The organism is Pseudorhodoplanes sp., from assembly GCF_046289595.1.
Classification (GTDB): domain Bacteria; phylum Pseudomonadota; class Alphaproteobacteria; order Rhizobiales; family Xanthobacteraceae; genus Pseudorhodoplanes.
In genome coordinates this window covers 29,876-54,322 of record NZ_JBKBVB010000001.1, presented here as the reverse complement: position 1 = coordinate 54,322, position 24,447 = coordinate 29,876, and the positions used below count along the sequence as shown (strand labels likewise).

The 24,447-nt window shown below is 59.2% G+C and carries 20 protein-coding genes; 18 read left to right on the top strand and 2 right to left on the bottom strand.

Annotated features, from left to right (window positions below; genetic code table 11):
• The first annotated feature begins 148 nt into the window (after positions 1-148).
• From ACK41X_RS00265 to ACK41X_RS00225, 9 genes are all read left to right on the top strand, one after another.
• Entirely contained in the window at positions 149-1,063 is a 915-nt protein-coding gene (locus ACK41X_RS00265; RefSeq protein ID WP_409717685.1) for a DNA-processing protein DprA, read from the top strand.
• Positions 1,038-1,682: a hypothetical protein gene (locus ACK41X_RS00260; protein ID WP_409717682.1), complete on the top strand. Its 645-nt coding sequence runs from the start codon at positions 1,038-1,040 to the stop codon at positions 1,680-1,682. The genes ACK41X_RS00265 and ACK41X_RS00260 overlap by 26 nt, the downstream gene beginning before the upstream one ends.
• A 22-nt stretch (positions 1,683-1,704) precedes the next feature.
• Complete coding sequence (locus ACK41X_RS00255; RefSeq protein WP_409717679.1) at positions 1,705-2,670, top strand: HNH endonuclease; 966 nt, start codon at positions 1,705-1,707, stop codon at positions 2,668-2,670.
• Between the two features lie 123 nt (positions 2,671-2,793).
• A complete protein-coding gene (locus tag ACK41X_RS00250; protein ID WP_409717676.1) occupies positions 2,794-3,000 on the top strand; it encodes a type II toxin-antitoxin system Phd/YefM family antitoxin in 207 nt (68 codons plus the stop codon).
• On the top strand, positions 2,997-4,496 hold the full coding sequence (locus ACK41X_RS00245) for an N-6 DNA methylase (protein ID WP_409717673.1): 1,500 nt from the start codon (positions 2,997-2,999) through the stop codon (positions 4,494-4,496). Before ACK41X_RS00250 ends, ACK41X_RS00245 begins: the two co-directional genes overlap by 4 nt.
• Positions 4,496-4,984, top strand: coding sequence for a hypothetical protein (locus ACK41X_RS00240; protein ID WP_409717670.1), 489 nt, complete (start codon positions 4,496-4,498; stop codon positions 4,982-4,984). Before ACK41X_RS00245 ends, ACK41X_RS00240 begins: the two co-directional genes overlap by 1 nt.
• The gene (locus tag ACK41X_RS00235) at positions 4,981-6,483 is read left to right on the top strand and encodes an N-6 DNA methylase (protein ID WP_409717667.1); all 1,503 of its coding nucleotides are present in this window, start codon (positions 4,981-4,983) and stop codon (positions 6,481-6,483) included. Before ACK41X_RS00240 ends, ACK41X_RS00235 begins: the two co-directional genes overlap by 4 nt.
• Positions 6,476-7,648, top strand: a complete 1,173-nt coding sequence (locus ACK41X_RS00230) for a restriction endonuclease subunit S (protein ID WP_409717664.1) — start codon at positions 6,476-6,478, stop codon at positions 7,646-7,648. Before ACK41X_RS00235 ends, ACK41X_RS00230 begins: the two co-directional genes overlap by 8 nt.
• Positions 7,635-10,598, top strand: a complete 2,964-nt coding sequence (locus ACK41X_RS00225; RefSeq protein WP_409717661.1) for a type I restriction endonuclease subunit R — start codon at positions 7,635-7,637, stop codon at positions 10,596-10,598. Before ACK41X_RS00230 ends, ACK41X_RS00225 begins: the two co-directional genes overlap by 14 nt.
• 549 nt (positions 10,599-11,147) lie before the next feature.
• On the opposite strand, the gene ACK41X_RS00220 is transcribed toward ACK41X_RS00225, so the two are convergent.
• Entirely contained in the window at positions 11,148-11,795 is a 648-nt protein-coding gene (locus tag ACK41X_RS00220) for an adenylate/guanylate cyclase domain-containing protein (protein WP_409717926.1), read from the bottom strand.
• 223 nt (positions 11,796-12,018) lie between these two features.
• A complete protein-coding gene (locus ACK41X_RS00215) occupies positions 12,019-14,586 on the bottom strand; it encodes a heavy metal translocating P-type ATPase (protein WP_409717658.1) in 2,568 nt (855 codons plus the stop codon).
• A gap of 154 nt (positions 14,587-14,740) precedes the next feature.
• On the opposite strand from ACK41X_RS00215, the gene ACK41X_RS00210 reads away from it, so the two are divergent.
• The 9 genes from ACK41X_RS00210 to ACK41X_RS00170 all read left to right on the top strand — a co-directional run bounded on the left by ACK41X_RS00210 (position 14,741) and on the right by ACK41X_RS00170 (position 24,359).
• Positions 14,741-14,971: a heavy-metal-associated domain-containing protein gene (locus tag ACK41X_RS00210; protein WP_409717655.1), complete on the top strand. Its 231-nt coding sequence runs from the start codon at positions 14,741-14,743 to the stop codon at positions 14,969-14,971.
• A 533-nt stretch (positions 14,972-15,504) separates the two neighbouring features.
• Complete coding sequence (gene cueR / locus ACK41X_RS00205; protein ID WP_409717652.1) at positions 15,505-15,954, top strand: Cu(I)-responsive transcriptional regulator; 450 nt, start codon at positions 15,505-15,507, stop codon at positions 15,952-15,954.
• 935 nt (positions 15,955-16,889) lie between these two features.
• Complete coding sequence (locus tag ACK41X_RS00200) at positions 16,890-18,341, top strand: TolC family protein (RefSeq protein ID WP_409717649.1); 1,452 nt, start codon at positions 16,890-16,892, stop codon at positions 18,339-18,341.
• Positions 18,342-18,355: 14 nt separating this feature from the next.
• Positions 18,356-19,753 carry a multicopper oxidase family protein gene (locus ACK41X_RS00195; RefSeq protein ID WP_409717646.1) on the top strand — a complete coding sequence of 466 codons (1,398 nt, stop codon included), beginning with the start codon at positions 18,356-18,358 and terminating at the stop codon, positions 19,751-19,753.
• Positions 19,754-19,759: 6 nt separating this feature from the next.
• The gene (locus ACK41X_RS00190) at positions 19,760-20,284 is read left to right on the top strand and encodes a plastocyanin/azurin family copper-binding protein (protein ID WP_409717644.1); all 525 of its coding nucleotides are present in this window, start codon (positions 19,760-19,762) and stop codon (positions 20,282-20,284) included.
• A gap of 29 nt (positions 20,285-20,313) precedes the next feature.
• Positions 20,314-20,634, top strand: a complete 321-nt coding sequence (locus ACK41X_RS00185) for a copper-binding protein (protein WP_409717641.1) — start codon at positions 20,314-20,316, stop codon at positions 20,632-20,634.
• Between the two features lie 50 nt (positions 20,635-20,684).
• Positions 20,685-20,969 carry a methyltransferase family protein gene (locus ACK41X_RS00180; protein WP_409717638.1) on the top strand — a complete coding sequence of 95 codons (285 nt, stop codon included), beginning with the start codon at positions 20,685-20,687 and terminating at the stop codon, positions 20,967-20,969.
• 68 nt (positions 20,970-21,037) lie between these two features.
• Complete coding sequence (locus ACK41X_RS00175) at positions 21,038-21,856, top strand: peptidoglycan-binding domain-containing protein (RefSeq protein WP_409717635.1); 819 nt, start codon at positions 21,038-21,040, stop codon at positions 21,854-21,856.
• A 346-nt stretch (positions 21,857-22,202) separates the two neighbouring features.
• Positions 22,203-24,359: a heavy metal translocating P-type ATPase gene (locus ACK41X_RS00170; RefSeq protein ID WP_409717632.1), complete on the top strand. Its 2,157-nt coding sequence runs from the start codon at positions 22,203-22,205 to the stop codon at positions 24,357-24,359.
• Positions 24,360-24,447 lie beyond the last annotated feature (88 nt).

Genomic DNA, 24,447 nt, shown 5'->3' with positions numbered 1-24,447 from the left:
GTGAAAGGGCTCCCCTCTCTTGAGGTCATCTATGTTCTTGATTTGTTCGATTTAGGTGGCTAGTACTGCGTGTGGCGCCTCGCCCAAACCTGGTGATGTCTGCACGAGTTAGATCGACGACACCAACTCGCTATTTTACGGTCGTGCCATGAACCTTCTCGCCCGAATGAGTGACGGACCGGCGGTTTCGCCTGTGTCTCCACGTCGTGAGCTCGGAGCATATGAGGCGCTTTGGCTTGAACCAGGCGCCACATTCAAGACGATCGCTGATCGATTTGCTGCCGATCCGACAGCTGTTCCGTCTGATTTTGTATCTGCAGCAGTCGCGGACGCGCGTGCGTCCGAGGTCCTAGCCACGCTGAAGAAGGCCGGCGTTTCCCGCTTCGGGATTCGACTGAATCTGACCGGCAATTATCCTAAGAAGCTGCGCGATGCACGGCACCCTGTCGAGATGTTGTATTTTCAGGGCGCCTGGGAACTGTCCGAGACCCGCTGCGTGGCAGTGGTCGGAAGCCGAACCGCGACCGACGATGGCATTCGTCGGGCGACTAAGATCGCGCGAGCGCTGGTAGAAAAGGGATTCACAGTCGTATCCGGGCTGGCGGCAGGTATTGACCGGGCGGCGCACACAGCCGCGATCGAAGCTGGCGGCAACACGATCGCGGTTATCGGAACGCCCATTGGCACGTACTACCCGAAAGAAAACGAGGCACTGCAGCGTCGAATTGCGGAAGAGTATCTGCTGATTTCTCAGGTGCCAGTACTTCGCTATGCGAACCAGCATGTTCCGCAGAATAAGCTATTCTTCCCCGAGCGGAACGTCACGATGAGCGCGATGACAGAAGCTACGATTATCATCGAGGCTAGCGATACGAGTGGCACGCTGACGCAAGCGCGGGCCGCTCTTCAGCAGAGGCGCAAACTTTTTATTCTCGATTCTTGCTTTGAGCGCCGCGATATCACATGGCCGGTCAATTTCGAGAAAAAGGGCGCTATCCGCGTTCGGGAGCTTGCGAATATTTTTGAAGCGCTCGGCGATGATTCTCCGACTCCAGAAAATTGACGATAGCAATCGTCGTGACCACTATTATCTCGGCGAAGACGACGAGTGTTATTATCTATACGAGTACACGGCCGGCGCAGGCTGGCAGGGTGGAGCCACCAACCAGCTCATTCATAACCTGCAAAAGAAGAAGGGCGACGGCGGTTATCATTACAAAGCTCCAGCGATTGCCCAGTGTGCAAAGGACTTTTCGCAAGCAATCAATGCAAAATGGCTTGCTAGCGCAACTCTCGTTCCCGTGCCCCCGTCGAAAAACAAAGCCGACGCCCTCTTTGACGATCGAATGGTCCAGGTATGCCGAGGCATAAGATCGCCTAGTCTTTCGGACGTCCGCGAAATCGTTGAGCAGATAGATTCTACGGATACGTTCAAAGGCGGGCACCGGCAGTCGCCAGCCGACCTGGAAGCCAACTACCGAATAGTCGCAAACGAGCTCGCGCAGGCGCGTCCAACTATCGGTGTCGTGGACGACGTACTTACGACGGGCTCTCATTTTAAGGCTGTGAAGGCCAAGATACTTGCCGAGCGACCAGATGCCAAAGTCGTGGGATTTTTCGTCGCAAGACGCGCGATCCCCAATCCATTCGGAGATGTGTCGCTGGACGAACTGCTGAGTTAATCAGGCTCATATTGCTGGGACCATGCGCTATTGGTGGGTCAATCAGAACCAGACGTTCCGCCATGAAGTCGATGGCGGTTACCTTTGGTCGCCCAAGCGCAACGCCAATGGAGCACGAAATCCGTTCTATGAGTCAATGCGCGAGGTCGCACCTGGCGATCTGATCTTCTCGTTCATGGACACCAGAATCCTGGCAGTTGGCATCGCCCAATCCTATTGCTGGGAGAGTCCGAAGCCACTCGAGTTTGGGACCGCAGGTGAGAACTGGGAAAATATCGGCTGGAAAGTGAAGGTGAGCTTCACAAAGCTGGCCAATAAGGTGCGTCCCAAGGATCACATCGAGCTTCTTCGGCCGCTTCTTCCCGCAAGGTATTCGCCATTGCAGCCGAACGGAAACGGCCTGCAATCAGTCTACCTGACCGAGGTGCCCGAACCGCTTGCCGAGGTGATCATCGGCCTGATTGGGCAAGAAGTCGCGCCTCTCGCTCTTGCTGCACACAGCGTCAAACCGGTTCCTGCAGATGATCTCGATTCCTGGGAGCGCAAGATCGAACAGGAGGTCGTCAATAATTCTACGATTCCGGAAACCGATCGATTGGCAATCGTGCGCGCTCGAAATGGACAAGGCCTATTCAAGGAGCGGGTCAGCAAGATTGAAACACGATGCCGCATCACAGGCGTCGAAAATCCGGTGCATCTTATCGCCAGTCACTGCAAGCCGTGGCGGGATTCAACCAATGAGGAACGCCTTAACGGCGAAAACGGTCTGCTACTGACACCCAGCATCGACCATCTGTTCGATCGGGGCTTCATTGGCTTCGAGGACAACGGTACTCTCATCATCTCCCCGGTCGCCCACCACCCATCGCTCCAACGAATGGGCATCGACACCGAGACGATTGTGAACGTGGGTGGATTTTCCAGCGGCCAAAAGCAGTTCCTCGATTTTCACAGGAATTCCGTGTTGCTTCAGTCCATCCGAGCGTAAGTGAATTAGCGCGAATTAGCGATCATTTTGATCGGCAATTCCGGCCTGTCACGCCTGGCACAACCGGCCATTGCACTTTCGGCCAATTTGGCCAACACTAGCTGCCAGCACGAGGGGTCCGGTATGCGCAAATTCACCTCGGCCCACGCGAAAAACCATTTTGGCGAACTGATCGACGCGGCCAGGGCCGAGCCGGTGGCGATCACCAAGTATGATCGGACGGTGGTCGTGATGGTGGCGGCGGAGGAGTTTGAGCGGATCAAGGAACTGGCCACCGGACAATCGAAAAAAGCCGCTTCTAGAAAAGTGACTCGGCGGAACACTAAATGATTCTGACTTCTCAGGAATTAAAATCAGCGCTCTGGGATGCAGCAAACACCCTGCGAGGTTCCGCTGTCGATCGTACCGACTGGAAGGGCTACATCCTGCCCCTGCTGTTCTTCAAGCGTATCTCAGATGTCTGGGACGAGGAGACGGCCGAGGCGCGCGAAATCTACGGCGATGCCGATCCATCGCTGTTTCCGGAGGTACACCGCTTCGTCCTTCCCGACGGCGGCCACTGGAAAGATGTCCGAGAGGTTGCAACGAACGTCGGCGCTGCGTTGCAAAAGGCAATGCAGGACATCGAGCGCGCGAACCCTGACACTCTGTTCCGCGCATTCGGCTCAGCGGACTGGGGCAACAAGGAGAAGTTCTCCGACGAACTTCTGAAGAACCTGATCGAGGGGTTTTCGGAAATCCGGCTGGGCAACAACGCCGTCAGCACGGATGTGCTCGGTGACGCCTACGAATATCTGGTCGGCAAGTTCGCCGATGTCACGCGGCGTAATAAGGCTGGCGAGTTCTACACCCCGCGCGGCGTCGTGCGGATGATGGTAGAAATTCTTGATCCCAGGGAAGGCGAGAGCATTTATGACCCTGCCTGCGGCACCGGAGGCATGCTGCTGGGCGCGATCGAGCATGTCATGCGCAAGGGCGGCGATCCGCGCACCTTCTATGGCAAGATTTACGGCCAGGAGAAAAACCTCACTACTGCGGCCATAGCGCGGATGAACCTCGTCCTGCATGGGATTGAGGACTTCCAGATCGCCCGCGAAGATACCTTGCGCAATCCGGCCTTCACCGATTCCAGCACCGGCGGGCTCGCTACTTTCGATTGCGTCATCGCGAACCCACCGTTCTCGCTCAAGGAGTGGGGTCGCGATCTGTGGGAGGCCGATCCCTGGGGCCGTGCCCAATATGGAATACCGCCGGAAAGCTACGGCGACTATGCCTTCGTCCAGCACATGATCGCCTCGATGGCGCCCACCGGAAACAGTCGCATGGCGGTCGTCCTACCTCAAGGCGCGCTATTCCGGAAATCTGCCGAGGGCTCGATCCGGCAGGCCTTGCTGGAAAAGGATATGGTCGAGGCGGTCATCGGCCTTGCGCCCAATCTCTTTTACGGCACGCAGCTGGCGGGCTGCGTGATGGTGCTGCGCCGCAAGAAGCCCGCAGCCCGCAGGAACAAGGTCCTGATCATCGACGCATCCAGCGTCTTCCGCAAAGGCCGGGCGCAGAACTTCCTCGACCAGGAGCACAGCGACCAGATCGTCGCCTGGTATCGCACTTTCGCGGATGTCGAAGACCGCGCCAAGGTTGCCACTCTCGAAGAGATCAAGAGGGAAGGCTGGACGCTCAACATTTCTCGCTACGTGTTGCCTTCCATTGGCCAGGACATTCCGCCGCTGCCTGAGGCGGTCGAGGCCTTCAAGACCGCTCTCGCCGATGCCCGTGCGGCCGAGGATCACCTGCGCAAGGTGCTGGTCGAAGGAGGCTGGTTGTAGTGTTTCACGTTGGTTTTGGTTCAGCGAAGCGCGAGGCAGAGATTCGCAAGTTCGCAGCTGCCGATCGAACGACGGCACTTATTCTCGCGGCTGTTCACTTCGAATGGATGCTGAAACGGGCAATCCTTAAACTGGGTGCGAGCCCAACAAAGAGCCTTCGGAACCAACTCGAAGACGTATTCAGAATGCAAAAGCATAACGGCCGAGATGGATACAAGGAAGTTTGGGACCGGGAAGTCGGAAAGCGTTTCAAGAACGGCGCACTTGGAACAGTGCTCGGGAAGCTAAACCAAATTCAAAGCCACGCTCTTGATGTCCGCGGAAAGATAATCCATGGAAACGGCACCGTCAGCAAATCTGACTCTGATCAAGCAATCGAGCTTTTCCTTGGCGCGGGCGTAAAGCTACGCGAGTTCGCGGCGAAGCACGGGATAGACCTTGATGCTCGGCTGAAGACTCGGACAAAGCCGAAAGTGGCCAGTGCATGAACCAACTCACTCAGCGCGAACTCGAAAGCTATCTCTGGGGCGCCGCCACCTTGCTGCGCGGCCTCATCGATGCCAGCGACTACAAGCAGTACATCTTTCCGCTGTTGTTCTTCAAACGTCTGTCCGACGTCTGGGATGGGGACTACCAGGAAGCCCTCGATGAAACCGACGACGAGGGCTATGCCGCCGCCACCGCCAGCGACCGCTTCGTGATCCCCGAAGGCGCGCACTGGAACGACGTGCGTGCAGCGCCGCGCGATGTGGGGCGGGCGCTGCTGTCGGCGTTCCTTGCGATCGAGGCTGCGAACCCCGAGCGCCTGCAGGGCGTTTTCGGCAATGCCAACTGGACCGACAAGGCCCAGATGCCCGACAGCACGCTGAAGAACCTGATCGAGCATTTCTCGAAGCATGATCTGACCCTTGCCGCCGTGCCAGAGGACGAGCTTGGTAACGGCTACGAATATCTGATCAAGAAATTCGCCGATGACAGCGGCCACACTGCGCAGGAGTTCTACACCAACCGCACCCTCGTCCATCTGATGGCGCAGATGCTGGAGCCCCAGCCGGGCGAGAGCATATACGACCCGACCTGCGGCACCGGAGGCATGCTCATATCGTGCCTGGCGGAAGTGAAGCGGCGCGGCGGTGACATTCGGGCCACCGGCCTTTTTGGGCAGGAGCTCATAACTATCACCGCGGCGATCGCTCGGATGAACCTTGTCATCCACGGCGTGGATGATTTCCACATAGCCAGCGGCAACACGCTGGCAGCGCCGGCCTTCGTACAAGGGGACAAACTCCGCACCTTCGACGTGGTTCTCGCTAATCCGCCGTATTCGATCAAGAAGTGGAACCGTAGCGCTTGGGAGCATGATGCTTGGGGACGCAACTTCCTGGGTACGCCGCCGCAGGGACGTGCGGACTATGCCTTCTTTCAGCACATCCTGTCGTCGATGGACCCGAAGACCGGGCGATGCGCGATCCTGTTTCCACATGGCGTGCTCTTCAGAAACGAAGAAGCAGGAATGCGGCGCAAACTGGTCGAATCTGACTGGGTCGAGTGCGTGTTGGGGCTGGGACCGGGCCTGTTTTACAACTCGCCGATGGAGGCCTGCGTGGTGATTTGCCGGTCGCAGAAACCCGCGGCGCGAAAGGGGCGCATCCTATTCATCGACGCGGTGGCCGAGATAGCGCGCGAACGCGCGCAAAGCTTTCTACGGCCCAACCATCAGGCGCGCATCTTGTCGGTCTATCGCGCCTTTGCCGATGAAGCCGGCTTTGCCGCGGTGGCAGGCATAGCGGATGTGCTGGCGGCGGACGGCAACCTATCGATTGCCCGGTATGTGAAGCGGCCCAAAGCGGCGGTGGCCGGCGGGGGGGGCACGCTGGCGGCGACATGGGCGGCGTTTGACGTGGAAGGGCGCGATTTCTGGACAGGCATGGACGCGCTGGTGGACATGCTCGATGGCCTGACGCCTGCGGAGGATGCCGATGCTTGAGCGGCCGATTTCCAAGGCGGGATGGACGCGGGTGCGGTTCGACCAGATCGCCACGCAGATCAACGATCGGGTCGACAACCCCGCCGAGGCCGGGGTGGAACGCTATGTCGGGCTGGAACACCTGGATCCCGACAGCCTGCGCATCCGGCGCTGGGGCGAACCCACGGATGTAGAATCGACCAAGCTGCGGTTCCAGCCGGGCGACATCATATTCGGCAAGCGCCGCGTCTATCAGCGCAAGGTGGCGGTGGCGGATTTCGAGGGCATCTGTTCGGCACATGCCATGGTGCTGCGCGCCAAGCCCGGCGCGGTGCTGCCCGAGTTTCTGCCGTTTTTCATGCAAAGCGACCTGTTTATGGAACGGGCCTTGAGCATTTCGGTCGGATCGCTGTCGCCCACTATCAACTGGAAGACGTTGGCCGCCGAGGAATTCCTGCTGCCGCCGATCCAGGAGCAAGCGCGGTTGCTTGAACCGTTGATCGGCGTGTGCACACTTGCAGAAGGGTTGGCTACCGCTCTCGACATCGGTGAAAAGACCTATGAGGCTTGGATCGAGAGCGAGTTGAAAGATCACGACTGGCCGCATCGGCCAGCGATTGATCTGCTTACTCGGGCCACGGTCGGCATCGTCGTCAAACCGGCAGACTGGTATGTCAGTTCTGGACAGGGCGTGCCGGCGTTGCGTTCGCTGAACGTCCTCAAGAACCGCCTCTCGTGGGGTGAGCACGTCGAGATTTCGCATGAAGGGCACCAATTCCATCGAAAAAGCGCACTTAGCGCAGGGGACGTTGTGATCGTGCGAAGTGGTCGCCCCGGCGATGCAGCAGTCATTCCGCCGCTGGATCACCCGTTGAATGCCATAGACCTGATCATCTCGACTACCGGCCCCGACTTGAGGCCAGAGTTTTTCTGTCGCTTCCTTAATTCAGTCGCTGGCCGTCGTCAGTTTGCTTCGGGCATTGCTGGCACCGCGCAGTTGCATTTCAACGTCGAGCTTTTCAAGAAGCTGCGCATTCCTGTTCCGCCGCTCACTGAACAAGACGTATTTATCGCACGGGCGCATCAGTTTGACGGATCACTCAACGATCTGCGCGAGCGTCTGGCTGCCGCTCAGGATTTGAAAAAGGCGATTTTGAAGGAGTGCGTTGCGTATGAGCTTCACTGAGTCCAACACCGTTGAAGCCCATCTGCGCGATCTTCTCGCGGGCGCGGCCTCGGCCCGTCCGGCGCAACTCTCCATCGGCCTCGCCCGCACGGGCGGCCGGATTGCGGGCCTCGGCTGGCATTACGTCGCCCCCGCCGACCTTCCCCGCCAGCCGCAAGAGGTGCTGGTGGAACGCCACCTGCGCGACGCCCTGATCCGCCTGAACCCCGACATCGCCACCAACCCCGGCCGGGCCGATGACGTGCTCTACCGCCTGCGCGCCATCGTCATGGGCGCGCGGTCGGACGGGCTGGTGAAGGCGAACGAGGAATTTGCCGCCTGGGCCCTGGGCGAACGGTCGATGCCCTTTGGCGCGAATGGCGAACACGTCACCATCCGCCTGATCGATTTCGACGACATCGAACGCAACAGCTTTGTCGCCACCCAGCAGTTCACCATCCGCGCCGGAAAGACGGAAAAGCGCGCCGATCTGGTGCTGCTGGTCAACGGCATTCCGCTGGTGCTGATCGAGGCCAAGACGCCGGTGCGGTCCAGCCAGAGCTGGCTCGATGCCGCGTTGCAGGTGCATGACGACTACGAGAAAAACGTGCCGGAGCTATTCGTGCCCAACGTCTTTTCCGTGGCGACCGAGGGCAAGGAGTTCCGCTATGGCTCGGTCCGGATGCCGGTCGACATTTGGGGCCCCTGGCGCGATGGCGACGGGCCGCAGACGATGGGCGCTGTGGAAAAGGCCGCGACCTCGATGCTGCGACCGGCGATGGCGCTCGACATGCTCGACAGCTTCACCGCCTTCGCGACGCAGAAGGGCAAGCACCGCATCAAGATCATAGCCCGCTATCAGCAGGTGGATGGCGTGAACAAGATCGTCGCGCGGGTAGTGGCGGGTCAGCCGCGCAAGGGGTTGATCTGGCATTTCCAGGGGTCAGGCAAGTCGCTTCTGATGCTGTTCGCCGCGCGCAAGCTGCGGCTGCACCCGGCGCTGAAGAACCCCACGGTGCTGATCGTGGTGGATCGGATCGATCTGGACAGCCAGATTTCCGGCACCTTCTATGCGGCCGACATAGCCAACATGGTGCGCACGGATAGCCGCAAGGAACTGACTGACTTGCTGGGCACGGATGCGCGGAAGGTGGTGATCACCACGATCTACAAGTTCGCCGAGGCCGACGGCGTGTTGAACGACCGCGACAACATCATCGTGCTGGTGGACGAGGCACACCGCACGCAGGAAGGCGATCTGGGCCGCAAGATGCGCGACGCGCTGCCGAATGCGTTCCTGTTCGGCCTGACCGGAACGCCGATCAACCGCGCCGACAAGAACACCTTCTACGCCTTCGGCGCCGACACCGACGAAGGCGGCTACATGAGCCGCTATGGCCTAAACGACTCGATCCGCGACGGGGCTACAAAGGAGTTGCACTTCGAGCCGCGGCTGGTGGACCTGCACATCGACCAGAAGGCCATCGAGGAAGCCTATGCCGAGCTAACACAAGGCCTGACCGACGAGGACCGGGATCGGCTGGGCAAAGCTGCCGCCAAGATGTCGATCCTGGTCAAGGCGCCCGCGCGCATCCGCGCGATCTGCGGTGACATCGCCAAGCACTTCCAGGAGAAGGTCGCCCCGAACGGCTTTGGCGCGCAGGTGGTGACCTTCGACCGCGAGAGCTGTCTGCTCTACAAGCAGGAACTCGACCGCCACCTGCCGCCCGAGGTGTCGGACGTTGTGATCTCGGTCAACAGTGGCGAGCCGGAATACGCACCCTTCAAGCGCGACCGGGATGCCGAGGAAAAGCTGCTCGACCGCTTCCGCGATCCCAAGGACCCGCTGAAGATCATCATCGTGACGTCCAAGCTGCTGACCGGCTTCGACGCCCCGATCCTGCAGACGATGTATCTGGACAAGCCGCTGCGCGACCACACGCTGCTGCAGGCGATCTGCCGGACGAATCGCCCTTATGGCGAGCAGAAGACGCATGGTCTGATCGTCGACTACCTCGGCATCTTCGACGACGTCGCGCAGGCGCTGAAGTTCGACGAGGAAGGCGTCCAGAAGGCAGTGTCCAACATCGCCGAACTGATCAACGCCTTGCCGACCACCTTGCAAAAGTGCCTCGCCTATTTCGCGGGCGTACACCGCAGCCTAGCCGGCTACGAGGGCCTTATCGCCGCGCAGGAATGCATCCCGAACAACGATCTGCGCGACGCCTTCGCGGCCGACTTCAGTGTGTTGGCGCGGATCTGGGAGGCGCTATCACCCGATCCGGTGCTGACGCAGTACGAGACCGACTATCGCTGGCTGGCGCAGGTCTACGAGTCCCTGAAGCCGTCAAGCGGGACCGGTCGGCTCCTTTGGCACCGGCTGGGCGCCAAGACAATCGAACTCATCCACGAGAACGTCCATGTGGACGCGGTGCGCGACGACCTCGATACGCTGGTCCTGGATGCCGAACTACTCGAGGCCGTCCTAGGCAACCCCGACCCGGAAAAGAAGGCCAAGGAAATCTCAGTCAAGCTGGCGGGCCGACTTCGGAAACATGCAGGGAATCCGAAGTTCAAAGCACTGGGGGAGCGCCTGGAGGACCTGAAGAACCGCCACCAGCAAGGTTTGCTGCTCTCGATCGACTTCCTGAAAGAACTTCTGGCGCTCGCGAAAGACGTGGTGAAGACAGAGCGCGAAACGCCAGAGGAAATTGACATCGACCGTGGTAAGGCGGCGTTGACAGAACTGTTTGAAGAGGCGCGGAACGGCGACACACCCGTCATGGTCAAGCGGGTCGTGGACGACATCGACGAGATCGTGCGCGCGGTGAGGTTCGATGGCTGGCAGGCAACGCATGCCGGCGAGCGCGAGGTCAAGAAGGCGCTTCGTCAGACTCTGTTCAAGTACAAGCTCCACCAGGATACCGAACTATTCGAGCGCGCCTACGGCTACATCCGTGAGTATTATTGAGGGGTATTGAGTACTTACGCGGCCGTCATCTCGCCTATTGCCGGCACCGATCGAGTGAGGCACGAGCGTACATCGCTCTTCGAAGCATCGACAAATCGTCAACTGAGCAAAGCTCCGCACCTCGCGACTCCAAAACTCCTGCAATATCAGCGCTGCCGTTCGCTCCCAGTCATTCCCGCAGCCCCGCTATATCTGTACAAAATGCGGAGGTTGCCGCGCTGAAAAGCGATTCAAAATCAGTTGCTTACGAGAACCGCACTAAATCCGCGAAGTGCGGAGGTTTGGAGACAAACGGGCGGAGAGAGAGAATTTCAGGCCCCGACGGGTGCGTCTCAGTGCGGAGGTTTACGCGCGAAGCCCGTGGTTATTGGGCTTCTATGCGCGCTCGCAGGCCAGCAGAGAATGTTGGTCTCAGAAGGACTGGCGGAGGGAGAGGAACTGGGATCCAACACTCTCTGAATTTGTGGTCCGGGATCGCTCCGGGGATAGGTGCTGGACGTCAAACAAACGTTGGCGAAATACGTCTTGCTGCTTGAATCTCCGAAATAATCATTTCATCTGTAGCACGCTTCTCATCGCATAGGTTTTAGGGGACTTGCTGTAAGCCTCCGCGCAGCTTGCAGAACAGAACCAGGGTTCTTCCCTGGGCTCGAGTTTAAAGCCCCGATAAGGGGGATGCATTTTGCACACCGGGTCTATCCAAGACGGATCCGGAGCGGGGGCGAGCTCAAGGGAAAAGATGGGTATTTCACTAGTAACAGACCGCAGGGCGATGTTTCCAATCTCGCTTGTGACTATCTGCTTCGCGCGTGCAATGTCGGCGATGGACTGTGTTGCAAGAAGTTGCCCCGGCCCTGCAAGGGCGGTAACGCGCGAGGCAATATTGACCGTCGAACCAAAGACATCGTTGGATCTTCGAATCACTCGACCGTGGCTTACTCCGCAACGGGTTAGGGGCAACCTAGATTCAGACCGACATGAAGCTAACAGACGACCGAGCATTTCAAGCGCCAAGTCGGGGCTAGAGAATGCTAGCATAGCCTCATCGCCAATCCACTTGAGCGGAGCCCCGTGACTACTGAGTGCCTCTGATACCAACTCCTCAAAGAGTTCTATAATCCGGATTGCCTCCTCATCTCCGTAAACATCCGTTATCGCGCTGAAACCGGCCAGATCAACAAAAGCCACGGTAGCCATTTCGGTGAAATGGTGAGTAGTTGGGCGCTCGTGCTGTCTCATCGGTGCACTATCTCAGGTAGTTGTTAGGACCGGCGACCGGAAGTGGTTCAAATGCTGCTGCCTTTGAGTCGCAATATGACATAGTTTTCAGTCCGACTGCATCGCTGATTTAGCCAAGCGACCGCGTCTGATCCGCTTCCATCTCTGGTAGTCCCGATTTCGGCTGGCGCGGTCACTATTCTTAGACGACCTCTTTTCTTCCAGTGGTTGGTTGAATGCCCTGTGTGGTGAGAGCGCAACGGACTGTCCCGCATTTGCTATCATCGCCGGACGAAGGCCTTTTGAGCCTTAGCGCGTTCGCGAGTACAAAAACGCTCGAAAGCGCCATGGCGGCAGCCGCAAAGATGGGTGAAAGCAGAATGCCGTAAGCGGGGTAAAGGGCGCCAATCGCCACCGGGATGAGCACCGCATTATAAGCAAATGCCCAGAACAAGTTCTGTTTGATGTTGCGGATCGTTGCCTGCGAGACAGCGATCGCATTAGGTACTCCGCGTAAGTCACCTGACATCAGCACTACGTCGGCCGCTTCGATTGCTACGTCAGTGCCCGTGCCGATCGCGAGACCAACGTCGGCCGCCGCAAGGGCTGGTGCGTCGTTGATGCCGTCGCCGACGAAGGCAATGCTCCCGAACTGCGCCCCCAGTCGCTGGACAGCCTCGACCTTCCCGTCCGGCAAGACCTCTGCAACGATCTCGTCGATGCCAAGCTGGTTGCCGATAGCCCGCGCAGTTTCGCTATTGTCGCCTGTGATCATCGCAACTTTCAAGTTTAGTCGGTGAAGTGCTTCAATAGCTTCGGGCGTGGACGGCTTAATCGGATCGGAGACTGCCAACATGGCGGCAAGTCGACCGTCTACGGCCGCGTAGAGCGGAGTCTTGCCTTGAACAGCGAGTCGCTTCGCTGATTGAACGAACTCGAGCATGTCGTAGCCGAGCATCCTGAGGTAGTGATCGGAGCCGACCTCTACCGTGCGGCCGTGAACCGTCGCTGTTAGTCCCAAGCCCGGCACAGCCTCAAACGCCTCGACTTGATCGAGCGTCAGGTTGCGCTTGAGCGCCTCCTCTACGATTGATTCGCCGATCGGGTGTTCCGAGCGGCTCTCTGCGGCCGCAACGAGGCGCAAGATCTCATCTTCTGAGAAGCCTTGCGCAGTTACGAAGTCGGTGAGCTCCGGACGTCCTTTTGTGAGAGTCCCGGTCTTGTCGAGAGCAATTACCTTAACTGAACGAAGCGTCTGCAACGTGTCGCCGTTGCGGAACAGCACGCCCATTTCGGCTGCGCGACCTGTTCCGACCATGATCGAAGTGGGGGTAGCGAGACCCATCGCGCAGGGGCAGGCGATGATGAGGACGGAAACGGCATTCAACAGTGCGTATGTGAGCGCGGGTTCTGGACCAAGCAATAACCAGATCGCGAAAGTCATCGCCGCCAAACCCATCACGATAGGCACGAAGACTGCGGTGACCCTGTCCGCGAGCTCCTGAAGTGGCAGCTTGGAGCCTTGTGCTTTTTCCACCATGCGGATGATCTGCGCCAACACCATGTCGGCGCCGACCTTGGTAGCGCGGAAAGTGAAGGCGCCAGTCTTGTTGATCGTGCCGCCGACCACCTCGGCGCCAACGATCTTTTGCACGGGTAGGGGCTCGCCGGTTATCATCGACTCGTCGACGTAAGAGCTTCCCTCCGCGACCTGGCCATCGACGGGCACTCGCTCGCCGGGGCGCACGAGGATGATGTCGTCGCACTGGACCTCGGCAACCGGCAGCTCGATTGTCGTGCCGTTACGCACGACGCTGGCAGTCTTCGCGTGCAAGCTCATTAGCCGCTTGATGGCCTCGGATGTGCGGCCTTTAGCTCGAGCTTCGAGAAAGCGGCCGAAAAGGATTAGCGTTACGATAACGGCTGCGGCCTCGTAGTATACATTCCGCATACCTTCGGGCAGCAGGCCAGCAGCGAAGGTCGCTACGACTGAGTATCCCCAGGCAGCGCTTGTGCCAAGCGCTACGAGGGAGTTCATGTCGGGTGTACCGCGCAGGAGCGCAGGAATGCCCTTCAGAAAGAAGCGCAGCCCCGGTCCGAAGAGGACGAGCGTAGTGAGCACGAACTGCAGATACCAGCTCTCATAATGGCCGATGTTAGTCATCACCCAATCGTGGACGCCGGGAATGAGGTGCGAACCCATCTCGAGCATAAACACCGGCAACGTGAGACCCGTCGCGATTAGAAACACGCGGCGTAGCGACCTCAATTCCGCCTCACGCCGATCTTCCGCCTGACCTGAGATATCGGCGGCGACGAGCCTAGCCTGATAGCCCGCCGAACGGACCGCCGCGACGAGATCATCCGCGGAGATGGCGCCGGCGAAATGCCGGATGAGCGACTTCTCTGTGGCCAAATTGACGGTGGCGCTTAGAACTCCTGGCACCCCAGCCAAAACGGCTTCGACCCGGCCGACGCAGGATGCGCACGTCATTCCCTCAATGGAGAGCTCTGTGGTCTCCTCCGCGACAGAATATCCGACATTTTGAATCGCGCGCGCAACCGCGGCTGGGTCGGGGTCGCTTTTGAAGCCTACATCGACCCGCTCCGTCGCAAGATTTACAGAAGCTGACGCTACACCTGGCAGCGATTTGAGCGCCTTCTCGACCCGACCGACGCACGAAGCGCAGGTCATCCCGTTGACGCGGATGCTGAACGTCGGCCCCGCTGGAATGCCATTTGCGGGTTGGAGCGCAATCTCAGAAGCCATGATTCACACCCTTCATTGGAGCAATGAGGGCAAATGTGGGGCTTCCAATGATGGGAAGGTCAAGAAGGAGGTGGGGTGAAATTTAGGGGGTTGACCTTCCCACGATGGGAAACCCCAATTGAATAGGAAGCGGAATGAATGAAGGAGTTTCACCATGCTTCGCTTCCACATCCCAAACATGAGCTGCGGTGGCTGCGCCAAGTCGGTAACCAAGGTGTTGCAGAGCGTAGATCCAAAGACCCGGATCGAAATCGATTCACATGGCCGCGAAGCGCGGGTCGATAGCGCGGCACCCGAATCGGAGTTTCTCGCTGCTCTGGAGCGCGCCGGCTATCCCGCCAATCTGCATTCAGCAGTGGGGACGAAACGAGTGCGAGAGCAGTAGTGGAGCTTCCGCCGTCAGTGACCACACCATGAGTGTGGTCGCTGCTCGCCGGAGTTCACAGCATTTTTGCGGCGAACTAAACGTGTTGGAAAACTTAATGATGCGCAGATGTCTCCTAACCATGATCGCTGCCTCGTCTTTGATGATCGCGGCGGCCTTGATCGCGAATACGATGGCTTCAAAAGCGGCTAGATCGGCGCTCCGTGCCGAAACCTCGCATTCTGATATCCGCGATAATACTTTTAATCGACAAGACTGGCCAAGTTATCAGATGAAAGCCTGCCGCGAGGGACCGATCGAGTGCGGGATTTTGGTATGGTAGGGCGTTGATTTATGGACAAATCGGATATGGTTAGCAGAAGGACGCGAGATCTTATGGAGCTTACAGCGACCGTGGTTGTTGCGTTCGCCGTTCGCAACGCGAGCCTCCTTACTGCGCTGTCGATCGCCGCTCTGATAGCTACAGCAGGTGATTGAAATTCCGTGCGGATCAATAATACTCGAAATTCCGAGCGTCTGGCTGGTGTTGATCGATGAACATAGGACTAGCGTCACGAGCTTCTGGTGTTTCGGCGAAGATGATTCGATACTATGAGAGTATCGGGTTGCTTCCTAAAGCTGTTCGAAAAGATAGCGGGTATCGTGATTACGACGCTGCCGATGTGCATCGGTTGGCTTTCGTGCGTCGCTCACGCGATCTCGGGTTTTCCATCGAGCGCATTCGAGAGCTGCTCCAGCTCTGGGACGATCGTCGGCGTGGTAATGCAGAGATAAGGGCGATCGCCAACGCGCATATCGCTGAGCTGCAGGAGCAGACGGCCAAGCTTGAGGAGATGATCGGCACGTTGCGCCATCTGGTGCGCAGTTGTCGCGGCGAGAAGCGGGACGAATGTCCAATCATCGCCGATCTGGCCGGAGGGCCTAAGGCCTCGCGGTCGCCGCGTAGAAAAGCCTCAGGTGTGCCGGAGCGCCCACGCGTTTGAAGTTTTGCACGACAGTGTCCAGCGAACTTGATTTTCGTCTCAACAAATCAAGGCCGTAGGCTCCCGCGTGGGAAGGTTCCACGCTGCATTTAGGGTTGGCAACCGAGGACATTGGCACTATCCTGAAGACGATGCGACTAACCGAACCGGTAGGATGTTGATTTTTCTGACCCGCAGCATGCGATTGAAGGCGGCCGTGTTTCTGGCCTTCACTTACGCATTTGCGGTTTTGGCACCGCATACCACAATGGCAATTGCGGGCGCTGGCACGCTCGCCCACTGCCTGAAGCAGGACGGATCGCACCACAATCATGTATCGTCAGACTCTGGCGTTCACGTCCACGATGCCGGGGCGACGCATAGCCAGGGAAATGACGGCCCCTCGTCTGGGGCCGATGAAAGCAAGGGCCCGTCAACGGCCTGTTGTGGTTTGTTTGCTTCTAGCGCTGTCGTTACCGATCTGCGGGTTTCTCTTCCCCTTCCGGTCGCTGCTTCGCAAATGCTGCCATTCCCCGTGGCCGGCGTGGACGGTCAAGGTCCCGGTCGCATTATACGTCCTCCCATCACCTGATTGAGCCATCGTTAGTTGCACGCACGCGTCTGCCATAGGCAGCGCGGGCGGGCATCCGTTCGTCAATCATTTGGTGGGGTGTCATGCTATTGCATCGTCCGGCTGTCCGGCCCGCAAAGGAGCGCGGTCCGACGCCTTTCAAACGATCATTCAACGTTGTGGCTATGCTGTTCTTGGCCGGCATTTCGGCCGGGTGCACGACGGTGCGTTCAGCTCCGATTGCGGCCGATCCGTCCGACCCGGACGCTCCGGTGCGCGCTGCTCGCTACAATCCCGTGCTTGCTGGCTATTCATCTCAGCGCCCCGTTGTGCCCAAGCCTTGGCGTGAGCGAAATGAACGCGTCACTCCGAAAGGAGAAGCGCAATGAAGGCAATCTGGGGACCGACCCTTCCGTTTCGAATCGGCCTTCTGGCCGTCGTGCTTGGGCTCGGGGGATGTGCATCCTTTTCTCCTGATCGCGGTATGAGTGCGGTGGAGGAATTTGGTGGGGCGCCACTTGGCAAAGAGGTCTTGGCGATCCGGTCGGAAGAGGACGCCGCCGCAGCCCGGGCGACAGTCGACAGGCTTTTGGCCCGGCGGTTATCGGCCGACGACGCGGTGCAGATCGCGCTTCTAAACAACCGCGAGCTTCAAGCGGCTTATAACGAACTGGGGATTTCCGAAGCGCAGATGGTGCAGGCCAGCCTGCCTCCAAACCCGACCTTCACGATTGAGCGCATCGCCGGTGCGGGTAGCTTAGAGATCGAGGCCCGAATAATTGGCAGCATTCTCTCGCTTCTGACGCTGCCAGCCAAGGCCAAGATCGCTACGGATCGGTTTCGTCAGGCGCAGCTCAAGGCCGCAGACGCGACCTTGCGGGTCGCAACCGAAGCCCGCCGTGACTATTATCGGGCGGTTTCGGCCGGAGTTATCGTGGGGTTTCTTGTGCAGTCGCAATCCTCCGCTCAGGCTGCGACGGAGCTTTCAAAAGAGCTCGGCGAAGCGGGCACGATGAACAAGCTCGACCAGGCGCGGAATCAAGTTTTCTTTGCCGAACTAACCGCACAACTAGCGCAGGCGCGTCAGCTGGCCTCTACAGAACGCGAACGCCTGACGCGCGTTATGGGGCTATGGGGGGCAGATACCGCGTTCAAGCTACCGACACGTTTGCCGCGCGTGCCGGCCCGACCGAACGCGCAACCCGATGTCGAGCGTGCGGCCGTGGCGAGACGTCTCGATCTGCAAATTGCCCGGATGGAAGTGCAAGCGCTTGCGACCTCCTTCGACCTGACGAATGCCACACGCTTCGTGTCGGTCCTCGACCTCTCGGGCATCAAAAAGCGGGTCAAGGCCACAAATGATGAGGGCGTCGTCGAAGTTGAGAAAGAGCGTGGGATTGAGATCGAACTTCAGATTCCAATTTTTGATCTTGGAACATCGAAGGTTCGTCAAGCGGAGGAAACCTATATGCAGGCCGTCAATCGCTTGGCAGCAAAAGCGGTCAACGTTCGCTCGGAGGCGCGTGACGCATACCGGACGTATCGTGCGGCCTACGACATCGCGCGGCATTATCAGCGCGAAGTTCTGCCCCTGCGCAAAATCATCTCAGATGAGACGCTACTTCGCTACAACGCGATGCAAGTGGACGTATTCACGCTTTTGACCGAAGCGCGTTCTCGGATCGCTGCGACGACCACTGGAATCGAGGCAGAACGCGCATTCTGGCTCGCAGCCACCAACCTGGGTGCTGCGGTGTTGGGCGGTGGAACTGGTGGAGGCGAGGGCGAATCGAAAGGACCGACTGTGGCTGCTGCCGATGGCGGCGGCGGGCATTAAAGGAATACACAAACATGAACAAGTCACGCAGAAACTTCATCGGCAGTTCCGCCCTCGTGCTGGCGGGCGCAGCGCTTGTCAGCGGTCGCGGCAAAGCCTCCGAAATTCCGGAGGCGGTCATCCAGGAATCTCCTGCGATGCAACCGCCGCTCCACCCGAAGACCGGCCCCGATTATCAACCGGTGGTCACGCTCAATGGCTGGACCTTGCCGTTTCGCATGAAGGATGGATGGAAGGAATTTCATCTCGTTGCCGAGCCGGTAGTGCGGGAAATGTCGCCGGGTATGAAGGCGCATCTGTGGGGCTATAACGGCCAGTCGCCGGGGCCCACGATCGAATGCGTCGAAGGCGACAAGGTTCGCATCTTCGTGACCAACAAGCTGCCGGAGCACACGACGGTGCACTGGCACGGCGTTGTGCTGCCGAGCGGCATGGACGGGGTCGGCGGGCTGACGCAGCCGCATATCAAGCCGGGCAAAACCTTCGTTTATGAGTTCGTGGCGACGAAAAGCGGCACGCATATGTACCACCCTCATGCGGATGAGATGGTCCAGATGGCAATGGGCATGATGGGTTTTCTCGTGATCCATCCAGCCGATCCGAATTTTCAGCGCGTTGATCGGGACTTCGTCTTCCTGATGGCTGGCTACGATATCGACCCCGGCACCTACACGCCAAAGGTCATGACGATGCTCGACTTCAATCTCTGGGCCTGGAACAGCCGTGTGTTCCCGGGGATCGATCCCTTCGTTTGCAATTACGGCGACAAGGTTCGCATCCGCATCGGCAACCTGACCATGACCAACCACCCGATCCACAAGCATGGTGCGCCGTTCACGGTCACCTGCACGGATGGCGGCTGGGTGCCGGAAACTGCGCGAATCCTCGAAGTGACTACGGACGTGCCTGTCGGGGCGATGAGGTCCTTCGAATTCACAGCAGACGAAATGGGTGACTGGGCGATTCATTGCCACAAGTCACACCATACGATGAACGCGATGGGCCATGACGTGAAGACATTCATCGGCGTAGATAAGCGAACCGCGCAGCGCGCCATCAGGCGGCTGGTGCCGGACTACATGCCGATGGGTTCGGCCGGCATGGCGGAGATGGGCGAAATGGAAATGCCCATGCCGGACAACACACTGCCGATGATGACCGGATTTGGCCCGTTTGGCCCCATCGAAATGGGCGGCATGTTCTCGGTCGTGAAGGTCCGAAAGGGTATCGCGCGCGACGACTACAAGGACCCGCCAGATTACGAGCATCCGCCGGGCACGGTTGCCTACGAGTTCAAGGGCAAGACAACGGAACCTGTGCGCGCCGGCCCGCCGCAGTCAGGCGAGAAGGCACGGATGGAATTCGACGTCGTTAAGCCTGGGTCGAAACGGCCCGCCAAACATCAACATTGAATCGAGATGGAGAAATCAATGCCCCCCTGCGGACTAACCGCGTCGCATACGGCGCTGCTGCCAGCGGCAGCCTTTTCGGTTCTGTTGTTGTCATCAGCCGCCATCGCGGGACCGGGCCAGCCAGGACATTCGCATAGTCACAGCGAGTTTTCGGCGGGGCAGCCTGGTGACCCTAAGAAGTCAGCGCGGATCGTGATGGTCACGATGCGGGAAACTGAAGATGGAAAGATGATTTACATCCCGAACAAGGTCGATGTGAAGCGGGGTGAGCAAGTTCGCTTCATCATCACCAATGCCGGGGCGATACCCCATGAATTCACGCTGGCGAGCATCGAGGATAATCTCAAGCACGCCGAAGAGATGAAGAAAAATCCAGAAATGGAGCATGACGACCCGAACAGCAAGACAATTCAGCCCAAAAAGAAAGCTGAGATCGTTTGGCGCTTTAGCAAGGCGGGCACGTTTGAATTTGCGTGCCTCATCCCGGGTCATCGCGAAGCCGGGATGATCGGCACTGTCGGCGTGAAGTAGATGAACAATAAGCCAGAAAGGAGAAAACTATGACCAGAAGAATGATGATGATCGCCGCCGTGATGTTCGTGCTCGGCGCTCCGACGATGGCGGTTATCCATAGCAACCTGGTTCAGGCGCAGACCACGCAGCTCATTGACGGCCAAATTACGAAAGTCGACGCGGCCGAGGGCAAGCTCACAATCAAGCACGGACCTATCAAAAAGTTCGATATGGACGGGATGACTATGGTGTTCCGGGCGCAGGACCCGGCAATGCTCAAATCTGTGAAGATTGGCGACAAGGTGAAATTCGACGTTGAGAAGGTCAAAGGTCAATTCACAGTGACGAAAATAGAGAAGGTCAGATAGGTTTGATGCGCGGAGCCATGCCCAACGAGGACATGCCTCGTTGGAGTCGAGTGGCGATTACCGGAGAACTCGCAACCACGGGTCCCTATGCCCACGTCCGGCGCAGGCAATATGCCGGATTTGCGCTCATTATCATCATCATCGGCTTCTTCCTGCAATGGCCGACCCTGGTAACAGGTCTGATGCTGCCGGTGCTGCTCGTGATGTATTGGCGCCTCGCCAAACGTGAGGAACGCGAAGTCGAAGCGCAATTCGGCGAAGCTTACCGGCGCTATGCCGAGCAAGTCGCGGCCTTTATTCCGCGGTTCTATCGGCTCACGAAAGGTCCCGCATAGCTTGAGTCTCACTCACAGAATTCCAAATTCGATGTGAACGACCTAACCCCACTCCAAGGAGAATGAACATGAAACTCTATCTCAAGACAAGCGCACTCGCTGCCATGATGGCTTCCGCGGCGACGATCCTCACTCCTGTGCTGGCGAGTGTTTCCGCTGTAGCCCAGCCTGCAATGATGACGGCGCCGACTTCCGTCGCCCTGTCCGAGGCCACGATCAAGTCCGTACAGGAGGCTTTGAACAAACAAGGAATTGCCGTGAAGGTAGACGGCATTCTGACCGAGGAGACCCGCGCCGCCATCCGGAAATACCAGTCGCAGCACCATCTCCCGGTGACCGGCGAGCCTGAAAAGGCAACGCTCGATAAGCTCGGCGTTACAGTCGCGGGCGCCGCTCCCGCGGGGCAGACCGCGCAAGCGCCGACAACTCCTGGGATGGGCCCGATGATGGGGCGGCAGATGATGCAAGGTATGCCTCAGGGCACGATGGGCCCCGGAAGGACGGGACCAGGCATGATGGGGCCCGGAATGATGAGCGGCCAGATGCCGATGGCCGGCGCCATGCCGATGCATCAGGGCATGATGATGTGCCCAATGATGTCCGGAAGGATGGGTCAACAGCCCGGCATGATGGGGGGCATGATGGGACAGGACCGCGGCGCCCTGGGTCTTGGTGTCGTTACGCCAAGCAGGAACGTGTCGGTCGATGATGTGCATGACCATTTTGAGCGTCTTCTTCAGGCGCAAGGCAACCCGCGCATGAAACTCGGTGAAATCAAGGACGCCGACAAGGACACGATCGTCGCCGAGATCGTCACGACGGAGGGGGTGCTGGTCGACCGCTTCAATGTCAACCGCCGGTCCGGCGCGATTCAGCGCGCGCAGTAGAGTTGCGAGCCGACAGAGAAGACAGGCGGTCTTGGGGCTACGCGGTAACGGTCCGTAGAGCGCAGGGCTGCCTTCAACATGGTGATGAAGGTCACTATGTCTGTCGTCTTCCCACTGAGGCATGGCTGGTCAGGGAATGCCGGCCCCGCGTCTGAAGCTCGGCGAGATTTCGACCGTGGACGGCTCGCTGGTTCCGAGGGGCGCCGTGTCATTGAGGCTGCCACGCTTGTGCCCGCTACCGCTACCACGCCGGCGGACACCCGCGGCAACACGCAGAAGTCAATTTGGCCGTCTGATGACTAGCGAGCGGACCCGAGCCGCAAACGCCCCACTCAGGATTGATAGAATGACCGTAAATCGGCCGCACACCAGTTCCGAACATCACGACCACAGTGCGCACGGTGGCGGGAATGGCTATCCTTCATCGACAACACGGGTCGAGATCGTCGCGGCCGGCGGTTCCACACACTCTGAACACGCAGGGCATGGCGGTCATGATCACGCGGCTATGGTGGCCGATTTTCGCCGCCGCTTCTGGGCGACGCTGATCCTCACACCGCCGGTGCTCCTCCTCTCTCCGATGATTCAGCACTGGTTCGGCATAGCCGAGGCATTGGCCTTCCCGGGCGACCGCTACGTCCTCTTCGTGCTCTCGACCATTGCCTACGTCTATGGCGGATGGCCGTTCCTGACAGGCTTCATCTCCGAGCTGCGCAAGGGCCAGCCCGGAATGATGACCCTGATCGCTCTGGCCATCTCGGCCGCCTACTTCTTCTCGGCCGCGGTCACCTTCGGCTTTCCGGGCGAGGAATTCTACTGGGAGCTGGTGACGCTGATCGCCATCATGCTGCTCGGGCACTGGATCGAGATGCGCTCGATTATGGGCGCATCGCGAGCGCTGGAGGAGCTTGTCAGGCTCCTGCCCGACAGTGCGACAAAGATCGACGCATACGGCACGACCCACGAGGTTGCGATCTCGGCCCTGCAGCCGGGAGACCGCGTGCTGGTTCGTCCTGGCGCCAAGGTGCCCGTTGACGGCAAGATCGTCGAGGGCTCATCCGGCTTCAACGAAGCGATGTTGACTGGTGAATCCCGCCCCGTATCCAAGACCGTCGGCGCGACCGCCATCGGCGGCGCAATCAACGGCGCCAATGCCGTTATCATCGAAGTGACCGCCACCGGCGACGCCACCTATCTGGCGCAGGTCATCGACCTGGTTAAGAAGGCGCAAGCCACCCGGTCACGTACCCAGGACCTGGCGAACCGTGCGGCCTCATGGCTGACCTATATAGCGCTCACAGTCGGTTTCGGAACGCTCTTTGTTTGGTGGCTGGTATTGGGCGCGCCGCTCGAATTCGCGATGGAGCGAATGGTGACGGTGATGGTCGTCGCCTGTCCGCACGCGCTGGGCCTAGCGGTTCCGTTGGTCGTCGCGGTCAGCACCTCGCTGTCAGCCGGGAATGGACTCCTGATCCGTGACCGCGCCGCCTTTGAGCGCGCGCGCAACCTCAATACCGTGGTGTTCGACAAGACCGGCACCCTGACCGAGGGCCGCTTCGGCGTCAGCGACATCGTGCTGCTCGCTGGTGGCGACGAGAACGAAGATCTGGCCTATGCGGCGGCCGCCGAGAGCCAGTCCGAGCACCCTATCGCCCACGGCATCGTCGCCGAGGCGAAGGACCGTAACCTGAGCATTCCCAAGGCGAGCGAGGTGAGCAACATCACCGGAGAAGGCATTGTCGCCAAGGTCAACGGCGAGGACGTGCGTATCGTCAGCCCCGGCCACCTCGCACGGCAGGGCAACGCCATCGTCCATGACAGCCTCAAGAAATTGGAAGGACAAGGCAAGACGGTCGTCGTTCTCGTCCGCAACGGCGAGCCGCGCGCACTCTTTGCGCTTGCGGACATCGTTCGTCCGGAATCGAAGGACGCGATCGCCGAACTCAAGTCCCTCGGGATCAGCTCAGTCATGCTCACAGGCGATGCCGAGGGCGTTGCAAAGGCGGTGTCAGAGGAACTCGGCATCACCGAATACTTCGCCGAAGTACTCCCCGACCAAAAGTCCGAGAAGATCGCGGAGCTTCAGAGGCGCGGGCGGTCTGTTGCCATGGTCGGCGACGGCGTGAACGATGCGCCTGCTTTGGTCGTAGCCGATCTCGGGATCGCAATCGGCGCGGGCACCGACGTCGCCGTAGAATCCGCGGACGTCGTGCTGGTCAGAAGCGATCCACGTGATGTCGGCGCCATCCTCGGGCTCTCGCGCGCTACCTATCGCAAGATGGTGCAGAACCTCATCTGGGCGACGGCCTACAACGCGATCGCCGTGCCCATGGCAGCCGGCATCACCTTCGGGACCGGCTTTATGATGACGCCCGCCGTGGCCGCCGTCTTCATGTCGGCCAGTACCATCATCGTCGCCATCAACGCACAGTTCCTGCGCTCCTACAGACGGCACAAACGATCGGCTACGCGGATTGCTTTCTCATCTTCGCTCCTGGATTGATACGATGAGCCAGAAATCCTCCGTTCCTCAAGTCGTTAATTCTGTCTCCAGACGTTGATGGATCAAATCCTGCGGAGGAGGCCGGCAA